Origin of the sequence: Nonomuraea sp. NPDC050478, assembly GCF_044458265.1 — a bacterium.
GTDB classification, from domain to species: Bacteria; Actinomycetota; Actinomycetes; order Streptosporangiales; family Streptosporangiaceae; genus Nonomuraea; species Nonomuraea ferruginea.
The window spans coordinates 697,935-717,287 of sequence record NZ_JBITHT010000001.1; the positions used below are offsets into that span (position 1 = coordinate 697,935).

The 19,353-nt window shown below is 67.8% G+C and carries 15 protein-coding genes; 12 read left to right on the forward strand and 3 right to left on the reverse strand.

The features are described from left to right. Positions 1-177: 177 nt before the first annotated feature. From ACIBF7_RS03310 to ACIBF7_RS03355, 10 genes are all read left to right on the forward strand, one after another. Entirely contained in the window at positions 178-351 is a 174-nt protein-coding gene (locus ACIBF7_RS03310) for a CsbD family protein (RefSeq protein ID WP_219544990.1), read from the forward strand. A 297-nt stretch (positions 352-648) separates the two neighbouring features. After that, on the forward strand, positions 649-1,620 hold the full coding sequence (locus tag ACIBF7_RS03315; protein WP_219544989.1) for a LysR family transcriptional regulator: 972 nt from the start codon (positions 649-651) through the stop codon (positions 1,618-1,620). 1,415 nt (positions 1,621-3,035) lie between these two features. Continuing rightward, positions 3,036-3,815 (forward strand): hypothetical protein, encoded by a 780-nt coding sequence (locus ACIBF7_RS03320; RefSeq protein ID WP_397196281.1) that lies wholly within the window; start codon positions 3,036-3,038, stop codon positions 3,813-3,815. Positions 3,816-4,080: 265 nt separating this feature from the next. Continuing rightward, complete coding sequence (locus ACIBF7_RS03325; protein WP_397196282.1) at positions 4,081-4,389, forward strand: pilin; 309 nt, start codon at positions 4,081-4,083, stop codon at positions 4,387-4,389. A 1-nt stretch (position 4,390) separates the two neighbouring features. Next, entirely contained in the window at positions 4,391-5,929 is a 1,539-nt protein-coding gene (locus ACIBF7_RS03330) for a hypothetical protein (RefSeq protein WP_397196283.1), read from the forward strand. Between the two features lie 7 nt (positions 5,930-5,936). Continuing rightward, a complete protein-coding gene (locus ACIBF7_RS03335; protein WP_397196284.1) occupies positions 5,937-6,890 on the forward strand; it encodes a PrgI family mobile element protein in 954 nt (317 codons plus the stop codon). Then, on the forward strand, positions 6,887-8,608 hold the full coding sequence (locus ACIBF7_RS03340) for a VirB4 family type IV secretion system protein (RefSeq protein ID WP_397196285.1): 1,722 nt from the start codon (positions 6,887-6,889) through the stop codon (positions 8,606-8,608). Before ACIBF7_RS03335 ends, ACIBF7_RS03340 begins: the two co-directional genes overlap by 4 nt. A 626-nt stretch (positions 8,609-9,234) precedes the next feature. Beyond that, positions 9,235-10,959 (forward strand): type IV secretory system conjugative DNA transfer family protein, encoded by a 1,725-nt coding sequence (locus ACIBF7_RS03345; RefSeq protein WP_397196286.1) that lies wholly within the window; start codon positions 9,235-9,237, stop codon positions 10,957-10,959. Then, positions 10,956-11,861: a replication-relaxation family protein gene (locus ACIBF7_RS03350; RefSeq protein ID WP_397196287.1), complete on the forward strand. Its 906-nt coding sequence runs from the start codon at positions 10,956-10,958 to the stop codon at positions 11,859-11,861. The genes ACIBF7_RS03345 and ACIBF7_RS03350 overlap by 4 nt, the downstream gene beginning before the upstream one ends. Continuing rightward, entirely contained in the window at positions 11,858-12,808 is a 951-nt protein-coding gene (locus ACIBF7_RS03355) for an NlpC/P60 family protein (protein WP_397196288.1), read from the forward strand. The genes ACIBF7_RS03350 and ACIBF7_RS03355 overlap by 4 nt, the downstream gene beginning before the upstream one ends. 71 nt (positions 12,809-12,879) lie before the next feature. Here ACIBF7_RS03355 and ACIBF7_RS03360 read toward each other — a convergent pair whose 3' ends face one another. The 3 genes from ACIBF7_RS03360 to ACIBF7_RS03370 all read right to left on the reverse strand — a co-directional run bounded on the left by ACIBF7_RS03360 (position 12,880) and on the right by ACIBF7_RS03370 (position 15,969). Further along, entirely contained in the window at positions 12,880-13,218 is a 339-nt protein-coding gene (locus ACIBF7_RS03360; RefSeq protein ID WP_219544981.1) for a hypothetical protein, read from the reverse strand. A gap of 59 nt (positions 13,219-13,277) precedes the next feature. Beyond that, positions 13,278-14,228 carry a hypothetical protein gene (locus ACIBF7_RS03365; RefSeq protein WP_397196289.1) on the reverse strand — a complete coding sequence of 317 codons (951 nt, stop codon included), beginning with the start codon at positions 14,226-14,228 and terminating at the stop codon, positions 13,278-13,280. Between the two features lie 1,015 nt (positions 14,229-15,243). Next, positions 15,244-15,969: a BTAD domain-containing putative transcriptional regulator gene (locus ACIBF7_RS03370; protein ID WP_397196290.1), complete on the reverse strand. Its 726-nt coding sequence runs from the start codon at positions 15,967-15,969 to the stop codon at positions 15,244-15,246. A gap of 509 nt (positions 15,970-16,478) precedes the next feature. On the opposite strand from ACIBF7_RS03370, the gene ACIBF7_RS03375 reads away from it, so the two are divergent. Both ACIBF7_RS03375 and ACIBF7_RS03380 read left to right on the forward strand, forming a co-directional pair. Continuing rightward, on the forward strand, positions 16,479-17,480 hold the full coding sequence (locus ACIBF7_RS03375; RefSeq protein WP_397196706.1) for a LuxR C-terminal-related transcriptional regulator: 1,002 nt from the start codon (positions 16,479-16,481) through the stop codon (positions 17,478-17,480). Between the two features lie 19 nt (positions 17,481-17,499). Continuing rightward, positions 17,500-19,332 carry a S9 family peptidase gene (locus ACIBF7_RS03380; RefSeq protein ID WP_397196291.1) on the forward strand — a complete coding sequence of 611 codons (1,833 nt, stop codon included), beginning with the start codon at positions 17,500-17,502 and terminating at the stop codon, positions 19,330-19,332. Positions 19,333-19,353: the final 21 nt, after the last annotated feature.

Consider the following 19,353-nt stretch of genomic DNA (forward strand, 5'->3'; position numbering starts at 1 on the left):
TGCCGGTCTGGTGATGGTCGCCGGAGCGGACGCCGGTCGCGCCCCCGGGATACAACCCGTGCTCATCAGTTCCAGTGATAACCGGCGTCGTCATTGCCTGTTTCCCCTCGTCAAGCCGCGACGGACACTGGGAGTTCAAGCCGCCTGACGGTGGCGGAGCAGTGATGGGAGATCGCGATGAGCCTGCGTTGGGAGATCAGCAACAAGGTCCGGATCCTCAAGGGCTGGGCCAGGCGGCGCTTCGGCCGTGTCAGCGGCAACCGGCGCCAGCGGATCGCGGGCAAGAGCGATCGGGTCGCAGCCAGTCTGAAGCAGGCCGACGGGAAGGCCAGGGACGCCTTCAAACGCTGATCCCCGCTTCGACGAACCGCCCGGCGGGTTCACGTCCCAGCTGGAGTCCGCCCGGACTCCGGCGGACTCCCACGATGCCCCTCGGCTTCGCCACCCTGCGCCCAGGCGATGATGAAGGCAGAGCCGATGCGCATCCCCTCAGGTGTGCCGATCCTGTAGATGATGGCCGACGCCGTCGCCAGAACCTCAGCCCGGCAGGTATTGCCAGGGTTGCCTCGGGGGTTCACCCGCTCATGAGGGACCTAGAGTGGAAGACGACGGCCCGCATCGGTGCTGCCCGGGCGGGAAGGGGCGGGCATGGAGTTACGGCAGCTGCGCTATTTCGTGACGCTGGCCGAAGAGTTGCACTTCGGCCGGGCGGCCGCACGTGAGCACATCGTGCAGTCCGCGCTGAGCCAGCAGATCCAGCGGCTGGAACGTGAGCTGGGCGTGCGGCTGCTGGACCGCAGCACCCACCACGTCGCTCTGACCTCGGCGGGCGGCGCGTTCCTGGTCGAAGCGCGTCAGATCCTCGACCACGTCAGCAGGGCAGGGCAAGCCGCACGTAACGCCGCCGCCTCGACGCCCACGCTGCGCGTCGGCATCATCGACGCCGGTTACGACACCATGCCGCAGATCCTGCGCGAACTCCAGGACAGCCATCGCGGCATCACGATCCACCAGGTCGAGGCGGGCACTCCCGAGCAGTATCGGCAACTGGCTGACGGCCGTCTGGACATCGCCATCGGACACGCCTCCCAGACCCCGGCCGAGGTGACCGCCAAGCTCATCCGGCTCGATCCGCTCGGTGTGCTGGTGCCCGACGACCACCGCTTCGCCGAGCTCGACGGCGTGCCCGTCGCCGCCCTCGCCGACGAGTTGTTGCTGCTCGGTGAGGAGTCGCAGACGCCGGAGCTCAATCAGCTCGTGCTCACGCTGTGCCGTTCGGCCGGGTTCACGCCCGCCCTTTACGAGGGCACCGTCGAGAGCTCCCGGGCCGCCGCCGACCTCGTCCTCCAGCAGCGCTGCGTGTACTGTGTCCCCTCCTCCTTCCGCTCCTCCAACCGGCCGGGCACCACCTGGCGGCCCCTGACCGACCCCGCCACGCACTATCCGTGGTCACTGCTGTGGCATCAGGACAACCCCTCTGCCCACATCGCCACTGTCATCGACAGCGCCCGGCACCTGGCCGAGCGGCTCGATTGGCTGGAACCCGCGGCCCCGGCCACCGAGCCGACGCCCGGCGATGGTGCGCCGAGTGCCGTCGGTCCCAGTGATGGGTCTGCCTGATACGCGGGAACCGAACGGCTGGTGAGCGCTTCTGGCGATGGATCCCTTCCACATCGCCTGTCTCGAGCCGGCCGTGCCCGCAAAACTGGATCAACCAGGCCGCCGCCGACGGCGACCGCGATGCCGGCGATCGCGCGACCGGCCCTGGGCAAGGCGCGCTGGACCGCCCGCGCCCTTCGCGAGGCGGCGGCCTGACCACGTGACCCAGGGGTGACCGTACATGCCTCACCATCAGCAAGAAACCTTCCCATAAGGGAAGGTGCCACACGTGGAGGTGGTAAGGCGCCCGGGGCTCGAACCCGGAACCTACGGATTAAAAGTCCGCAGCGCTCCATGCCGGACGATACCGGGTGATGTCACTCTCCGCGTTTATACAGGTAGGTGAATTGCGATCAGGGCATACCGTGTCGTGAACTCCGCTCGGAATCGGGACCGTCCATTCCTGCCGGTCCCCCTCCGGTCCCCCTCGTACCTCTCGGGTGGAGCCTCGGTCGTCAGGGGAGCCTCCTGGTTCGGTGCGCTGGCAGATGCTTGGCGGGGGGCGTTCGCATCCGGTTCGGGTCAGGTCGCCCTCCGGGGATGCGGATGGTGATGACATACCGGTCATGGTGCACATAAAGGCGGCGACCCGTTCGATCCAAACACCGAAATATCCAGAGGTTGAGGACTTCATTTCTCTTCGACGCATGAATAGAATTATCGCAGCCATACTGATCGACAGCGACAAGACCCTCTACCCGAAAGCCGATCTACGCCACCAAGAAAAGAATTCGCGACGAGTTCAAAGATGCCTCACATCCATGCTTTGCCTGGATCACAGAAGGATACACCATCGAGAACTACATCCCTACCAAAATACCTGCTCAAGCCACGCAAGAAATCCATGGATGTACGATTAGTTGGACCGATGACAAATGGGCCAACCCTCTGGGAGATTTCACTCCCTCACTTAAGGGGTCACCGGACAAGGTTCGCATTGCCCGAGCATACGTAGCCGCTGGCAGCCAGAGCATACAAGCAAAAAACTAGAACAACACATTTCCAATACTGTTGCGTTCATCAGAAAAGCGAACGGCTTGCGACCAGAGATCGGCTAAAGTCGTACACATCGCGCTTGGGGCTCACACGAGTTTCTCGCCACGAGGAGTCGCATCCCTCCCGCCATCGACTTGACATGAGCTTTGCTGAGTCTCTCGATGAAGCTCTTTTGCGCAGGTCAGACGCGGCTTGGGCAGCTTGGCGGGGTCCTTGCGCACGAGCTCGGATCCTGCCCGTTTCCCCTGTTCAGCGAGCTGGTAGAAGCAACTGCGGCGATCGGAGATGTCTACGCCCTTGCCCTTGGTGCCCCGGGGTCTTCCCATCCGGTGGTTGAGACCTGGATCGACCAATCCGGCGCGGCCCCACGGGGAGACACCATGGCCATCGATCTACAGGACAGCACGACCACGACGAGCTTCAGCGATAACGCGCTGAGCGCGGCGGACAGAGCGTTCAAGCTCCTGATCACCCGCCCGAGCCCGCTCTCGGTGGAGGGCCACTCCATCGGACATGGAGTGCCCCAACGTCCCATCGATCTCGGCGAACTCAAGGCGCTGCTGCTCGGGCCGCAGGCCGGCGACGAGTTGAAGGACGCCGTGTGGGCGCACCTCGTGCAGCGTTCACGCTGCGACGGTCCGGCGTGGGTGATCGGCTGTGTTGGAGTGGCGATGCCGGGGCTGAAGAACCTGGCATCGCGGACCACGCACGGCTGTCCCAGGCATGTGGTCGACGACATCGTCTCGGAGATGGTGACGGCCTTCGTCGCGCAGCTCCGCCGGATCGATCTCGACCGGCCGAACATCCTGCCTCGGTTGCTGATGTGGGCGCGGAAGGGCGCGCTTCAGGCGCGGGCGCGTGAGCTCGCCTCCATCGAGATCTGCGCGGAGGTGCCGGACCAGGTGGCCGTCACTGCGGAGCCGTTCCGGGTGCTGGCTGAGGCTGTCCGGTGCCATGTCATCACCCCGGACGAGGCGAAGCTGATCAACGCGACGCGCCTGGAGGGCCAGACGTTGCGGGCGTACGCGAGCCGCTCGGGGGTTCCCGCCGATCGGCTCTACAAGCGCCGGCGGGTGGCGGAGGCGCGGTTGGCGCGGGCGATCGAGGCGGGTCAAGTCTCGGTCAGCGGTGACGGGCCGGGCTCCAATGTCGGGGCCTGAGCCGGTGGTTCATCTATGTCAGCCGTGATCACGGCTCGGGGCGGAGTTCTGGGGGGCGGTTGCCCGTTCCCATCGAGCCCATCCTTCCTCGTCCTTTGAAGGAGGACACCCATCCCGGACTGCTCCGGGCTCGTGATCACGGCTGGCGGCCAAGTCAGAAACTCTCGTCGCGGGGAGCCATGTCATGAAGCCGTCTCGGCCTTGTCCGTTGTCCGTCATCCGGGTTCCAGCAGGTACGAGCTGGGTCCGGCGTGGTCTCGCCTCGTTGGTCTGGACGGGCGGCTGCGCGGTGACCGCGCTGACCGTCCCGGGAGTCGCCGAGGCGATGACCAACCTGGCTTCCGCCTCGCTCGACCAGGTCATCACCAACCTGCGGAACGTGGTGATCGGGCTGCTCGTCGGGCTGGCCACGCTGTTCTTCACCATAGGCGGGGTCCGCTACATCCTGGCCGGCGGAGACCCAGGTGAGGTCGAGGCCGCCAAGAAAACGCTGCGTTACGGGGCCATCGGGTACGGCGTGGCGGTGCTCGCGCCGGTCCTCGTGAACATCCTCAAGCGCATCGTAGGAGCCTGACGTGCCCACTGCTTGCCGAAGGGCGCTCGGGCTGTTCGTCCTCCTCGCGTTCGGTGCCGCGCTCGTCTTGGCGTTGATCAGCGGACCCGTGCTCGCCGCTGCTCCGACACCGGCGCCGTCGCCGACTACTGCGGCGCCGGAGGCGGACTGCGGGTTCATCGACGTGGCGTGCGAGGCCCGGCAAGCGGTCGACGAATGGTTCGTCCACCTCGTGGAGTCGGCCTCCAAGCCGGTGTTCTACATGCTCGGGTCGACCGTGCTCGCGACACCTGAGCTGGACCATCCGGAAATGGCGCGAGCCAAGCAGGTGTGGGAGCTGTCGAGGACGATCGCGAACACCTGCTTCGTGCTGCTGGTGACGGCCGCGGGCGTGATGCTCATGATCGGGCAGGCGCTGCCCTGGGGAATCTCGCCCCGGCAGTTGCTCCCGAGGCTGGTGTGGGCGTTCCTGGCCGCGAACCTGAGCTTGGTTGCGATCGGGTACGCGATCACCTTGGCGAACGGACTGAGCCAGGCGCTTCTTGCCGAAGGCGCCAGTCGGATCGACCCGGAGATGGTGTTCGACGCCATCAAGAAATCGGTCGTGGCGGGGATCGCTCTCAAGGGGGTCTTCTTCGCGATCGTGGCGCTCGTGGTCGTCGTCCTGGCTGTCGGGGTGATCTTCACCTACGTCGTCCGGCTCGCGCTCATCATGGTCGTGATCGCAGCGGCTCCGCTGGCGTTGATCTTGCATGCGCTGCCCGTGACCGAAGGGCTGGCCCGGTTGTGGTGGCGGTCGTTGGCCGGGCTGCTGGCGATCCAGATGTGCCAGTCCCTCGTACTCGTCACCGCGTTGCAGTTGCTGTTCTCCGCCAACCCGGCCGACGACGACTCGTTCTGGGTGCCGAGTACGGCGGACATGACCGACCAGCTCATGGCCATTTGCCTGCTGTTCGTGCTGCTCAAGATCCCTGGATGGGTCGCCCGGACGATCTGGCAGGCCAACAAGCCCCAGATGCTCTCGCGGCTGGTGAAGTCCCTGATCATCTACCGCGGGCTGGGGCTGCTGCTCGGCAAGGGCACCCGTGCTGCCCACGCGGTACGCCGTCCCAAACCACCTACCCCGCCGAACGGCGGCGGAGGTGTCGGGCCCGGTGGTCCTCCTGGTGGAGGTCCCGGCGGTGGCCCTGGTGGTCCCGGTAGGCGGGGCCCGAACGCGGGCGGGCCACGTCCGGGAACACCCTGCCGACCCCGACCACCCGGGGCGGCCAGCACGGACGGCACGGGCAACGGAAACGCGCGTGTAGGGCGTAATCACCGGTCCTCCCCTGTTGACCGCCCAGCGCGTCCTGACGGGCCGGATCGGGCCGTCAGGGACCATCCGGTGCCGGTCACGTACCCACGCCCGCACCCCGTCCGTCGTGACCGTCGACCGCGTGTGTCCCCTCCGCCTGAGTCGCCAACACCACGGCGCCCGCAACACGGCTCGTCGCAAGTCATGGTGCGGCTCGAAGCGCCTCGCCCGCAGAGAAAGGCAACACGTCGTGCGCCACGAAAGTAGAGAACGCTTGGTCGCGAGGATCCCGGCCGATGTGGAGATGCCGGACAAGATCTTCGCGAACCTGAACGCCCGGCAAGTAGCGATCCTGGCCGTGACCGGGGTGCTTGCGGCCTGGGTGTACCTCGTGACCGATGGCCGGCTGCCCATCCCGGTGCTTGCCGCGATCGTCCTGCCGGTAATCGCTTGCGGGTGCGCGCTGGCGCTCGGGAAGCGAGATGGGCTCGGTCTCGACCGGGTCGCCGTCCACGCTTTCTCTTACCTTCGGCGCAATCGCAAGCTGGTCACGGCTGAGGAAGGAGTACCCGAGCCGCCCGCCTGGTGTCGAGTACGTGGCCGTCTGCCTGGGGCGTTGCGGCTCCCGGTGAGGGCGATCCGCGAGGACGGAGTCCTTGAGCTGGCCGAAGGCGGAACTGCGGCAGTCGTCCAGGCCGGGACGGTGGCGTTCGGGCTGCGAACGCACGATGAGCAGGCAGCGCTCGTGGGAGTGTTCGCCGGTTGGCTGAACTCGCTGGACACACCGGTGCAGATCCTCATGCAAGCCCGCCCGGTCGATCTGTCCAGCCTCGCCGACTTGATCGCAGGCACCGCCGGACGCCTTGCCGATCCGGCGCTTGAGCAAGCGGCCCGCCAGCACGCCCAGTTCCTGACCGAGCTCGGCGACACCCGGGACCTTCTGACCCGCGATGTCCTCATCGTCGTCCGTCACGATGGCTCCGAGCAGGCGTCCTCGTGGAAGCGCGGGCCTCGCCGTACAGCTCGCCGGGACAGTTCCGCGGTGATCGTGTCCCGCCGCGCGGAGGAGACTGTCCGCTCGCTGCTCACCCTCGGCGTTCACGCCTCGGTCCTGGGTGCGGACGACGTACGCGACCTGCTGGTGCGTTCTCTGTCTCCGCGCCGCGCGGAACCAGTCGGGATCGCTCGTCCCGATGAGCCGATCACCCTTGGAGAGGACGCCCGATGAAGTTCACTCGACTCGCCAGCGACGACGCGGAGCTGGCCGAGACCGCCGCCGCCTTGCCCGGCCCGTCATCCTTGAAGATCAATGCCCGCTCGGTCGAGTTCCCCGGCGGGGTGTGCGCGTCCTTCGTGATCGCCGGATATCCCCGTGAGGTCGGCGCGGGCTGGCTCGAACCGCTGATCGGCTACCCCGGCCACCTCGACGTGTCTCTGCACATCGAGCCCATCCCCCCGTTGATCGCCGCACAACGTCTGCGCCGCCAACTTGCCCGCCTCGAATCGGCCGCCGCGAGCAGCCGAGCGCCGGACTTCGCGGCCGAGGCGGCGGCCGACGACGCCGCTGAGCTGGCCGCCTCCCTCGCCAGAGGCCACGGCCGCCTCTTCCGCGTCGGCCTCTACCTCACCGTCCACGCCGCGGACTCCGAAGAGCTGGAAGCGGAGATTCAGCACGTCAAGGCACTGGTGGCCTCACTTCTCCTTGACGCGCACCCGACGACGTTCCGCGCGATGCAGGGGTGGACAGCGACCCTCCCGCTGGGTACCGACGCGTTGAAGACGCGCCGGACGTTCGACACTTCGGCGCTCGCGGCAGCCTTCCCCTTCGCGTCACCCGATCTGCGGCCCCGCATCGAGGAGACGCCGGTGTTGTACGGGCTGAACGCCTACTCCTCCGGCATCGTCCTGTGGGACCGGTTCGCTCACGACAACTACAACTCCGTGACCATCGCCCGATCGGGGGCCGGCAAGTCGTACTTCACCAAGCTGGAAGTGCTGAGGCTGTTGTTCCACCAGGTCGAGGTGTGCGTCGTCGACCCCGAAGACGAGTACCGCCGCCTGTCGGACGCCGTCGGAGGAACCCTTCTCGGCCTCGGCACGCCAGGTGTGTGCTTCAACCCCTTCGACCTGCCCGAAACAGCCGAGGACGACGCGCTCGACCGGCGCGCGATGTTCCTCCAGACCCTCGTCGCGACGATGCTTGGGGAGCCGCTCACGGCCGCGACGAAGGCCGTACTGGACAAGGCGGTGATCGCCACCTACGCGGCTCACGGCATCACCTCGGACCGCCGTACCTGGAAGCGGCCCGCACCGCTGCTCGCGGACCTGGCGACGATGCTGGAGGTCAGCGACGCGCCGGAGGCGGCGCAGTTGGCCGCGCGGCTCGCCCCGTACGTGTCCGGCTCCTATCGTGGCCTGTTCTCCGGTCCGACCACGGCCCGCCCTGACGGCCATCTGATCGTGTTCTCCCTGCGAGACCTGGCTGAGGAGACCCGCCCGGTCGGCATGCTCCTGGCGCTCGACGCGATCTGGCGTCGCGTGTCCAACCCTGCCGAACGGCGCCGCCGCCTTGTCGTGGTCGACGAGGCGTGGACGCTCATGCGCGAGAACGAGGGCGCGAGATTCCTCTATCGGCTCGCCAAATCCGCCCGTAAACACTGGGCAGGCCTGGCCGTCGTCACGCAGGACGCCGCCGACCTCCTCGGGTCCGAGCTTGGCAAGGCCGTCGTCGCCAACGCCAGTACGCAGATCCTGCTCCGGCAGGCCCCGCAGGCGATCGACGAGATCGCGGCGGCCTTCGACCTCACCGAAGGTGAGCGGCTCTTCCTGCTCTCGGCCGGCCAAGGCCAAGGGTTGGTCTGCGCCGGGATCGAGAATCGTGCCGCCTTCGCTGCCGTCGCCCACGCGTCCGAGCACTTGCTCGCGACCACGAATCCGGCCCAGTAGCAGCCGTGATCCTGGAACTTTCTGATCCGGCCCTCATCGGTGGTTGTGCCATCGCCCTCGTCACGGCCCGAGCTGTCCTGTGGCGGTGGCGCAACGCCCGCTTCGCGCGCAACGCCCGGCTGATCGAGATCGCCGTGCCGCCGCAGGTGGAGTCCGACAGTGCGACGGCCTGGTGGTCCCAGGTCATGGGGCTGACTGCGCCGTATTGGAAGCGGGTCTTGTTCGGTCAGCCTCATCTGTCGTGGGAGTACGTGGCCGACGCTTCCAGCGTGCGGGTCCAGCTCTGGGTTCCGGGCGTCGTCCCACCTGGGCTGGTCGAGAAGGCGATCCGGTCGGCCTGGCCCGGAGCGGCTGTGAGCACCCGCCCGGCCGAACCTCCCACACCGCGTGGGGTCACGACATCCCGAGGTCGGCTGGTGTTGGCTCGGCCGGACCACTATCCGCTTACGACGACGCATGGCAACGACCCCTTGCGAGCGCTCCTCGGTGCGCTCTCGGGACTGCGCCAAGGCGAGCACGCCGCCGTTCAGATCTTGGCCCGCCCGGTGACCGGGCGCCGCCTGTCAGCTGCTCACCGCGCCGCCTCCGCGTTGCGGAACGGCACGTCCGGCAGCCTCCGATCCGTCGTGTTCGACCTGATCACGCCCGGCGCTCTGGGCCGCACCCGGCCGGGCGAGCTGGCCCGGATGTTTCCTGAACGTGCCGAGGAGATCCGCGCCATCCTCGCGAAGGCGGGCCAGTCGCGCTTCGCCGTCCAAATCTCCTACCGCATCACCAGCGACCGCGCCGACGCGCGAGGCCGCCTGCGCGGACGCGCTCACGAGATCGCCGCCACGTTCGCCCTCTACGCCTCCGGCCACCAGTACCTACGTCGGCTGCGTGGCCTCGACCTTCCCAGCCGCATGTCCAACCGTCGCATGAACACCGGCTACCTCCTGGCCGTGAACGAGCTCGCCGCGATCGCCCACCTGCCCTACGACCAAGCGGCCCCCGGCATCGCCCGCGCCGGTGCCCGGCCCGTTCCGCCCTCTCCCGACGTTCCGGCGTCTGGGCAGGGCGTCAGGATTCTGGGTGACGCCGAGACCGGCCATCCCCGGCCCGTGGGCGTCACCGTGGCCGCCGCGCGCCAGCACCTGCACATCCTTGGCCAGACGGGTGTCGGCAAGTCCACCTTCCTGGCCAACCTCATCCTCTCCGACGCCTATGCCGGCCGGGGCGCTCTCGTCATCGACCCCAAGGGCGACCTCATCGACGATGTCCTCGACCGCCTCCCGGAACGCGCCATCAAGCGCACGGTCCTGTTCGACCCGGCCGAGCCTGGTAATCCGCCCTGCTTCAACGTCCTCGCCGGACCAGACCCGGCGTTCGCCGTCGACTCGATCGTCACGATCTTCCACCGCTGTTTCGCCTCGTCCTGGGGGCCTCGCCTCGACGACCTCATGCGTTCGGCCTGTCTCACCCTCGTTCACACCCAGCGCCATCGCGCGACCCTTGCCGACGTCCCGAAGCTCCTCACGGACACGCCTTTCCGCGCCCGGATCGTCGGCCAGCTCAACGACGAGTTGCTGCGCGGCTTCTGGTCGGCGTACGACGAGCTGTCTCCCGCCGCCCGTGCCTCTGTGATCAGTCCGGTCATGAACAAGCTCCGCGCCGTTCTCCTGCGCCCGTTCGTCCGCGACGCTCTATCCGGCGGAACCTCCACCTTCGACCTGGCCCGGACCTTGGACACCGGAGGCCTGGTCCTCGCCCGCCTTCCCAAGGGTGTGCTCGGCGAGGACGCCGCCCGCCTGTTCGGCTCGCTCCTTCTCGCCCACACCTGGCAGGCCATCACCCCGCGGGTTCGCCTGCCGGAGAGCGAACGGCGAGACGCCGCCGCCTACATCGACGAGGCGCAGAACTTTCTCAACATGCCCATCTCAGTCAGTGACCTTCTGGCTGAGGCTCGCGCGTACCGCTTCTCACTGACCCTCGCTCACCAGCACCTGTCACAGCTCCCCAAAGATCTCCGTGAGGCCGTCTCCGCCGACGCCCGCAACAAGGTCTACTTCACCGCCTCCCCCGAGGACGCTCACGACCTCGCCCGCCATGTCGGCCCCGTGCTCACCGCACATGACCTCTCCCACCTGGGCGCCTACCAAGCCGCCGGAAGGGTCATCACCGGCAAGGGCGGCCCGTCACAGGCGTTCACCTTCCGCACCCGCCCTCTTCCTGATCCCGTTCCCGGCCGTCAAGAGGCCGTCCGAGCGGCTTCGCGCGCTGCCTACGCGCGTCCCAAGACCCCCGCCGTGAGCAAGTCCAAGGTCCGCATCCCGTCCGATCCTCGCCGAGCCCACAGGGAGAGCACACGATGACCCGACCGAACGCGCCTCGCCGTCTGCTTCCTTCCCGGCACCAGCGCCCGCGCGTCTCGCAGACGCTCGTCGCCGACCTCGCCGAACGCCTGACGCCACGAGATGCCGAAATCCTCGACGCCGTGTGGGAACACCGCGTCCTCACCACCGACCAACTCGCCGCGATCTTCTTCCCCAGCATCCACCGCGCCCGCCATCGACTCCTTGCCCTCCACGAGCTGCGCGCCCTTGACCGGTTCCGGCCCTGGGCGCCCACCGGAAGCCGCCCTTGGCACTGGATCCTCGGCACCACCGGGGCCCATCACCTCGCGGCCCAGCGGGGTATCGCCCCGGCCGAGCTCCGTTACCGCCCCGATTCCGCCGGCGCGATCGCCTTCTCGTCCCGGCTGACTCATCAGATCGGCGTCAACGAGTTCTTCGCCCAGCTCCACGCCACGGCCCGTAGCCGTGATGACGGCTCGGCAGTCGCCGAGTGGTGGCCCGAACGTCGCTGCGCCGCTCTCTGGGGTGACCTCGCGCGGCCCGACGCTTTCGGCCGCTGGACCGAGCCCTCCTCGAACGGCCACGCGGACACGATCGACTTCTTCCTGGAGCACGACACCGGGACCGAACCTCTATCCCGTGTCCTGGCCAAGCTGGACGGCTACGCCGCGCTCGCTGAAGCCACGGGCATCACGACGCCAGTTCTCTTCTGGCTCCCGAACTCGACCCGCGAAGCCAACCTCCGCAAGCTCCTGACCGCCCCTGACGTCCCTGTCGCCACCGCCGTTCACACCCCCGCAACGGCCGCTGACGGCCCCGCCGGGCCGGTGTGGCTACCGGCCGGATCAACGGGCCCCCGCCGCCGTCTGAGCGCCCTACGGGACGCAGGGGGCCCGATCATGTCCGCTGGCCCCGCATGATGCCTGTCGTCGCCGCGACGGCGATCGGGGCGCTCGTCCTGGTCGCCGTCATCATCGGCGTCACCGCGACCGTGCTACCCGGCCACGGCGGCCCTGCCCCAGGCATGACCTGCGGCAACGCGCCCGCTGACATCCCGTCCCGATACCTCGATCTCTATCGCCACGCCGCCGCCCGGTACGGCATCCCCTGGGCCGTGCTGGCGGCGGTCGGCAAGACCGAATCCGACCACGGTCGAGGTACCAGGACCGGCATCACCACGGGCAGCAACCACGCCAGAGCGGCGGGACCCATGCAGTTCATGCCAGACACCTGGCGTGCCTTCGGCGTAGACGGAAACGGCGACGGCACCAGGAACGTCTACGACCCGGCCGACGCCATACCCGCCGCCGCCAACTACCTCCGTCACAGCGGAGCCCCGGACCGCCTCAACCAGGCCCTCCTCCACTACAACGGTGATCCTTCCTACGTCACCAAGGTTCTTCGCCTCGCGGAGTCCTACACCGCCACCTGCGAACCGCTGACGATCAGGGGGACAGGACACGGCTCGGTCGCGATAGCAGCGGCATCCCGCTGGCTCAACACCCCCTACTCCTACGGAGGAGGTAACTTCGACGGTCCCACCCGAGGAATCGGCCAAGGCACGAACACGATCGGCTTCGACTGCTCGGGCCTCACCCGTTACGCCTGGCATCAGGCCGGAGTCACCCTTCCGCGTACCGCTGCCGAACAGTGGCACGCCCTCGCCCGCGTTCCGCCCGGTCAACGGGCCCCGGGAGACCTCGTGTTCTTCCAGGGGTCCGGCGGCGGGCCCAACCACCCCGGTCACGTCGGTCTGGTCCTCGACGCCGAGCGCATGATCGAGGCCCCCCGCACCGGGCTGCGTGTCCGGGTGAGCCGGTACACCGAGCGTGGGGACATCGTGGGCTACGGCCGTCCACGCCGCTAGATCACCCGTACAGCCCTGTAGACCGGTGAGGCGGTGGTGGCCATGGCCACCACCGCTTCGTGTTCCCTGTGTCAGATGTCGCCGCCGCGTAGGCGGCATGTTCGCTCGTCGGCCGGATCAAGGAGGACCGTGGGCAGTTCCTCCATGCCGAGATCCAGCGCGCGGTGTATCCGGTGCCACCCGTCGATCACGAGGCGGTTGCCGGGAGGCGGTGCGCACGGGAGGGGCACGACCAGGAGGGGTTTGGTCAGGTCAACGGTTGCGGCGTGGTCGGGGTCGATGCGGATCAGGTCCATGACGCCGGTCAACGTCCGGATAGCAGCCGGGCGTACTGGGTGGCGTCGGGCCAGGCGGGTGGCTAGATCTACATCCCATGCCCACCCCAGCAGGGTGAACATCTCATCGGGCATTGCAGCTCCTCTGCATGACGGGGGCCCGGCCAGGTGACCGGGCCCGTCGGGTAGTGCGGTCAGGCGTCCTGGGGCTGCGCCATGCGGAAGCGGTTGGGACGCTCGCTGACGAGTTCGGCCTCGCCGTTGTTCACGAGGGTGTCCAGGGCGTTGGCGACCGCGCCGGAGGAACGGCCGAGGACCTTGGCGATCTCGTTGGCGGTGAAGGCGAGGTCGGGGTGCTTGATCAGGTGCGTCAGGACGTCCGGGCGCAGGGGACGAGGGGCGTTGCGGTCGCCCCGCGAGGAGCCCCAGGCAGTGGTGGTGCCGGTGGCCTTGGGCTGTGTGACGCGGGCGGCCTTCCGGACGTCTGCGGTGCCCGTGTAGATGGTCTCCAGGCCGGTGGCGAATGCCGTTTCGTCGTCAGCCAACAGGGCCGCGTACGTGGTGGTGACAGCCTGGAGGAGGTCCGTCAGGGCGCGGCGGCTGTCCTCGATCATGCGAGCCTTCGCCAGGGCCTGTGCCGCCTGCTGACGGCGGGCCTCCTCCTCGGCCTGGGCACGGGCCAGCTCGGCCTCGGCGACCGCCCGGCGGTCGGCCTCTTGCTCCAGGATGCGCATCGCGTCCTGAACGGACATGGTGGGCGTCGCGGTGAGTCCGTCGTCCAGAAGGGCTGAGGCGTCCTGGTCGGGTGTTTCAGTGGCCTCCGGGGTCGCCGGGACCTCGGGCTCGATGGAAACCTCGGTGTCAGATGACACGAGGGCGTCGGTCTGGGTGGCCGGGGACCAGGTGTCAGGGAGGGGGCGGCCCTTGTCCGTGCGGCCCCCAGGGGTACGGATGGCGTGGCCTGACTCGGCGAACCCGGTGAGGGCCTTGGTGGCGGTCGGGCGGGAGACGCCCGCCGCCTCGGCGATCGTCGTGAGGGACGTGGCCGGGTTCGCGGTCAGCGCCTCCCACACCTTGCCTGCCGCGCCTTCCGGGCGGAACTCGGCCGGAGTGGTGGCGCTTTCGGTAATCGTGTTCGTCGCCATTTTCGTTCTCCTTCATTTTGGTCGCGGCCCGCATTTTCATTGGGCCAATTCCTTCGTACACGACGACCATTTCTCGATTCCGCATGCAAAGCAAGCCGGTTCGGTGAAGCGGGCTATAACCGATGGATCTCTGATCGCCAAGCCGGGTAACGATTACTTGACGATTTCTACGGGCCCAACCCGCGCGAACACCCTGCCGGAGCCGCCCTACCGTTTCTCCAATACGCGGCTCGGCTCTTAACAACCAGTCGGCACTCGCATCACGTCATAAACAAATTCGAGCAGAGTGAAAGAATGGCTGGAGGGGACAAGCAGTAGAGCATGAAGTCTGACTCTGCGACGGTGTCGCTTCTTGCCAGGTTCTCGTCTGTCAAGGCGAGTCGGGCGGGCCATCGGTAGGCCAACTGCCCTCCTACGCCTGCGGGGGCTCCCCGGCACGGGGGTGCAGGTCAAGACGGCAGGCCGAACGGTAGGGCGATCGGCGCATCGACCGGCGGGACGATCGTAGGCGCGCAAAGTTCCCGCAACGAAGGACTCGCGGCCGGGGAAGGGCGCCATCTCGCACCGAACCTCGCCCTACCCTGTGGGTGGGACCAACCGGATAGCAGCCGGCTGGTCCCACCCCTTTCTGCGCCTACGCGGCTCGGAGCAGGCGGGGCTTGGCACGGACGACATAGCCGACCTGAAGGCGGCACCCACAGCCGCGGCCCCCCGTGGGCGCGACGCCTCCGTGGCTTCGGCTACACATCCTCGCCGTGCGAGACACCGAAACCGACGAGGTTGCGCGCCTCAACGCTCTCGTCGGCTCGATGGTGGAACGATCTTCGCCGATTGTGCGGCGAGACGTCCCATCGCATCATGGAGCCGCATTTCTTAATAAGTGTCTAGCGGCCATGCACCCTCCTTCACATTATGCGGGATTCCATCGTGCGCTCGCGCGCACGCGGCATATAGAGGATCACCTCATCGTCTCGGGTCAAGTCGCAAGGGGCGGAAATTCAGACGATTCGCTCCCTCATGCGGAGTCGACGATTCCGCGGTAAAGCTGCTCAGTTTTGGAGGAGGGTTTTCTGCCTCGGGCGCGCAGGTGTTCACGTAGTTCGTCGTAGCAATAATGGACAGCTTGGGGTCTGCCGAGACGGGCGTAGACCTCCATCCGTCGCTGATAAAGGTGCTCGGCAGCGCCATCGAGCTCTGTGGCGCGTTCGAGGTAGCCGACCTCACGTTCGGGCTGCTCCTCCAGACGAGCGAGCTCGGCGAGGGCTTGGACGATGCCGCGATTCAGGGCATCAGCCGTCTGCCGCGCCCAGGCATGCGGAACATCGGGCAGGTACAAGCCGGTATAGAGGTCGACGGCAGCGGTCAGCGCGGCGATCTTCTCCGGGCCTGTGGCAACAGCCGCCGCGGCGAGGAGGTCGCGAAGCTGCCAGACGTCGCAGACGTATAGATCGGGATTGATCCGGTATCCGGTGCCGCCCTTGAACTGGATGACGACCCGTCCGTAGGTGCCGGGCATCCCCAGGGCATCGCACATCTTGGCGCGGGTCGCCTTGAGGAGGCCAGCGAACCGATCGTGCTGAGCTTCGGCTTCGGGCCACAGTTTGTCGCACGCGATTGTCTTGGTCAGCAGAGAAGAGCGGTGCTCGGCGAGCAGGCCGAGGAGCGCCCATGTATCGGTTCCCCACCCACCTGTCGTGCGGTTGGGGCCCTCGATGGCGCGCTGGCCGATCAGGCGGATCATGCCGGGGCGAGTAGCTGACGCGACGTCGAGAACGGCTGTGGGCACGGCGGGCGCCACGGGGACCGCCGCATCCCGCCCAGCGTCTGCCGCCAGGGCCCTCGGCTGGTGGGATTCTGCGAGTGGGACGAGCGAACGACTGCGCCAATTCAGCAAGCCGAACGTCACCGCGAGCCCGATCAGACCAGGTGCCACCAACGACGGTCCGGTCAGCTTCCTCATTGCCCTTCCGACTAGATGGCGCCGCATGCTGCCTCCCTTGCCTCTCCTGAGCGTTCACCCTGATCAGACCGTGCGCGGCGTCCTACTAAGACACGTGAAACCCTTCACGGCGGCTACTTACCGAGGGCGCGACATCCAGGACCGCGAGAACGCCTACAGCGCCGAGACTCTGCGCCACGGTGCCGGATGGTGAAAACTCACCATCGCGCGGAACCACTCACCGCCGACACGACCGAAAGATGAGCATCACCTTCTGCAGTCGCACCACTACTCTCTGACTGGGGGTGGTGATGGACGGCCAGAGTCAGATCAACGCGCAGCGCCTGCTGCAGGGCGTCGTCCCGGACGAGATCTTCGCGTCGTACTCCAAGTTGCTCGCGGAGGACGGCTGCTCCGAGGACGGCGCCGCGTCCCTGCTCGGAGGATGCGAGCAAGTAACGGAACTGACCGCCCGCGGGATGGCGCACCTCCGGCCGGACGGTCCGCTGATGCCACCGCGTCTCGTGCCCGCTCCCCCGGAGCTCGCGCTGCAGGGTGTCCTGACGGACCTCTCGCGCCGACTCGTCAGCGACCAGGAGCGGCTGCTGTCCGGACACAAGCGGCTGAGCGAGTTCCACCAGACACCGGCCGCCGCCTCCTCGAACTCCGCCATGGACCGGCTGGTGCAGATCGTCACTGACCGGGACGAGATCAGTTCCCTGTCCTACGCGCTCATCAACGCCGCACGACACGACTGGCTCACGCTGGACAACTACGTCCTGGAGGCGCCCGTCGAGGACTCCACCGGGTACGCGCCGCTACCGGTGTTCGAGGGCCAGGTCCAATGCCGCGCGATCTACGAGACCCGTTGCGCGGAGCATCCGATCGGCGCGAAAACGATCGAGGCTGCAGTGGCCGCCGGAGAGCAGGCGCGTCTGCTCCCTCGTATCGGGATGAAGATGAAGCTCGCGGATGAGGCGGTCGCGCTCCTCCCACTGACGCCCACCGGGATGGGCGGGGCGCTGCTTGTCCGCTCGCCGGTCGTCGTCGGCGCGCTCCGAGAATACTTCGAGCTGCTTTGGGAGAAGGCGATCCCGTTCGGGAGCACGGAAGCCGTCGGCCCGCTCACCCCCGCGCAGTCGCAGGTGCTGCAACTGCTTACTCAAGGCCTGTCCGACGAGGCGATCGCCCGGCGGATGGACATCAGCGTCAACACGATGCGCAGGCACTGGACTGCCATTCGCGATGCGCTGGACGTGGAGACCCGCTTCGCCGCCGGAGCCGCAGCAGCGCGCCGCGGCTGGATCAACTGAACCCGAGAGGCCCTGTCACATGCCCGGTTTCCTGGACTTCGTCCCCGAGCAGCGTTTCCAGCCCACCCTCGCCTTGTCTCCGGACGGCAGGCTGGTCGCCTACTCCAGCCACGTCTCCGGACACTACGACCTGTGGGTCGTTCCCGTGGCCGGTGGCGAGCCGCGCCGCGTGGCGGGCTTCGACGACCGGACAGTCCGCCAGATCGCCTGGACGCCTTCAGGCGATCAGCTGGTCTTCACCGCCGACGAGAACGGGGACGAGCAGTTCCGCCTCTACCTCGTCGCTCAGGACGGCAGCGACCTGAGCGAGATCAGCTCCGGGCCGGACTGCCAGCGGTTCCTGGCCGGGTCGCCGTTCGACCCGACCGGCCGGTTCCTGGCCTACACCGCCAACGACCGCGACCCCGGCGCCCAGGACCTCATCGTCCACGATCTGGAGACCGGCGACCTCCGCCGTTTCACACCCCCCGAGGGAGTCGTGTTCGAGGCGGTCGGCCTCTCCCCCGACGGCCGCTGGCTGCTGTCGACCGGCTTCCGTTCCAACACCGACCTGGCCGTCTACCTCACCGACCTGAGCGACCCGGACGCCGAGCCAGTCTGTGTGACCTCCGCCATCGGCGAAGGCGTCTTCGATCCCGGAGTATGGGCGGCAGATTCCAGCGGCTTCCACCTGCTCACCGACCATTGGAGCGAGTTCACCGCCGCCGCCTTCTACGACCTCGCCACCGAAACCATGCGCCCGATCGCGCGGCCGAATTGGGACGTCGAGGTCCTCAACGCGGCGGCAGGAGTCCGCATCTGGTCAGTCAACGAAGGCGGAAGCTCCCGCCTGCACGCCGACCGCGACGACTCCCCCATCGCGCTACCCGACATCCCGCCCGGCGTCATCTCCGCCCTCTCCCTGGCGCCTGACGCCTCCTTCGCGGTAGTCCTAATCAACTCCGCGGCGAGGCCGGCAGAACTGGCGGTCCTGGACTTGGCCCGCCACGAGTTCCGCTACCTCACGGACACCCGCCCTCCGGCCCTGCACGTCATCGACCCCATCGCCCCTGAGCTGATCACCTATCCGGCTCGTGACGGACGCGACGTCCACGCCCTGCTCTACCGCCCGGACGGCCCCGGCCCCCACCCGGTCCTGCTATCCATCCACGGCGGCCCGGAGTCCCAGGAACGCCCTATCTACGCTCGCTCCGGCCTCTACCAGCACCTGCTCCACCAGGGGATAGCCATCCTGGCCCCCAACTTCGCCGGGTCCACCGGCTACGGCACCGCGCACCAGAAGCTCATCTACTGCGACTGGGGCGGCATCGACCTCGACGACCTGGACCACGGCGTCCAGTACCTCCACACCCTCGACTGGACCGACCCGAACCGCCTCGCCGTCATGGGCGCCTCCTACGGCGGCTTCGCCGCCCTGTCCTGCCTGGCCCGCCTTCCCTATCCATGGGCCGCGGGTGTCTCCATGTGCGGTCCGAGCAACCTGCTCACCTTGGCGAAGGCGTCACCCCCCACGTGGAAGACCTTCGTCGCCACCGTCCTCGGCGACCCGGACACTCGCGCCGAGCAACTCCTGGCGCGCAGCCCCGTCACCCATGCCGATGGCATCAACGCTCCCCTGTTCGTCCTCCAGGGAGCTCATGATCCGCGTGTTCCTCAGGCCGAATCCGATCAGATCGTCGCTCGCCTGCGCGAACGTGGCGTCGAGGTCCGCTACGACATCTACCCCGACGAGGGACACGGCTTCACCAACCGCGCCAACGAGCTGACCGCGTACGAGGCCATCAGCTCCTTCCTCTACACCCACTTGGTCGCCGTCACTGCCGACCGTGCCGCAGCGCTCCAGGTGGGCTGACGGCCCAGACACAACGGTGCC

Bases quoted from the DNA above. Each gene is read 5' to 3' on its own strand.
- ACIBF7_RS03370 (WP_397196290.1), bottom strand. From the start codon at position 15,969: ATGATCCGCCTGATCGGCCAGCGCGCCATCGAGGGCCCCAACCGCACG.
- ACIBF7_RS03360 (WP_219544981.1), bottom strand. From the start codon at position 13,218: ATGCCCGATGAGATGTTCACCCTGCTGGGGTGGGCATGGGATGTAGAT.
- ACIBF7_RS03355 (WP_397196288.1), top strand. From the start codon at position 11,858: ATGATGCCTGTCGTCGCCGCGACGGCGATCGGGGCGCTCGTCCTGGTC.
- ACIBF7_RS03310 (WP_219544990.1), top strand. From the start codon at position 178: ATGAGCCTGCGTTGGGAGATCAGCAACAAGGTCCGGATCCTCAAGGGC.
- ACIBF7_RS03350 (WP_397196287.1), top strand. From the start codon at position 10,956: ATGACCCGACCGAACGCGCCTCGCCGTCTGCTTCCTTCCCGGCACCAG.
- ACIBF7_RS03320 (WP_397196281.1), top strand. From the start codon at position 3,036: ATGGCCATCGATCTACAGGACAGCACGACCACGACGAGCTTCAGCGAT.
- ACIBF7_RS03380 (WP_397196291.1), top strand. From the start codon at position 17,500: ATGCCCGGTTTCCTGGACTTCGTCCCCGAGCAGCGTTTCCAGCCCACC.
- ACIBF7_RS03340 (WP_397196285.1), top strand. From the start codon at position 6,887: ATGAAGTTCACTCGACTCGCCAGCGACGACGCGGAGCTGGCCGAGACC.
- ACIBF7_RS03375 (WP_397196706.1), top strand. From the start codon at position 16,479: ATGGACGGCCAGAGTCAGATCAACGCGCAGCGCCTGCTGCAGGGCGTC.
- ACIBF7_RS03365 (WP_397196289.1), bottom strand. From the start codon at position 14,228: ATGGCGACGAACACGATTACCGAAAGCGCCACCACTCCGGCCGAGTTC.
- ACIBF7_RS03315 (WP_219544989.1), top strand. From the start codon at position 649: ATGGAGTTACGGCAGCTGCGCTATTTCGTGACGCTGGCCGAAGAGTTG.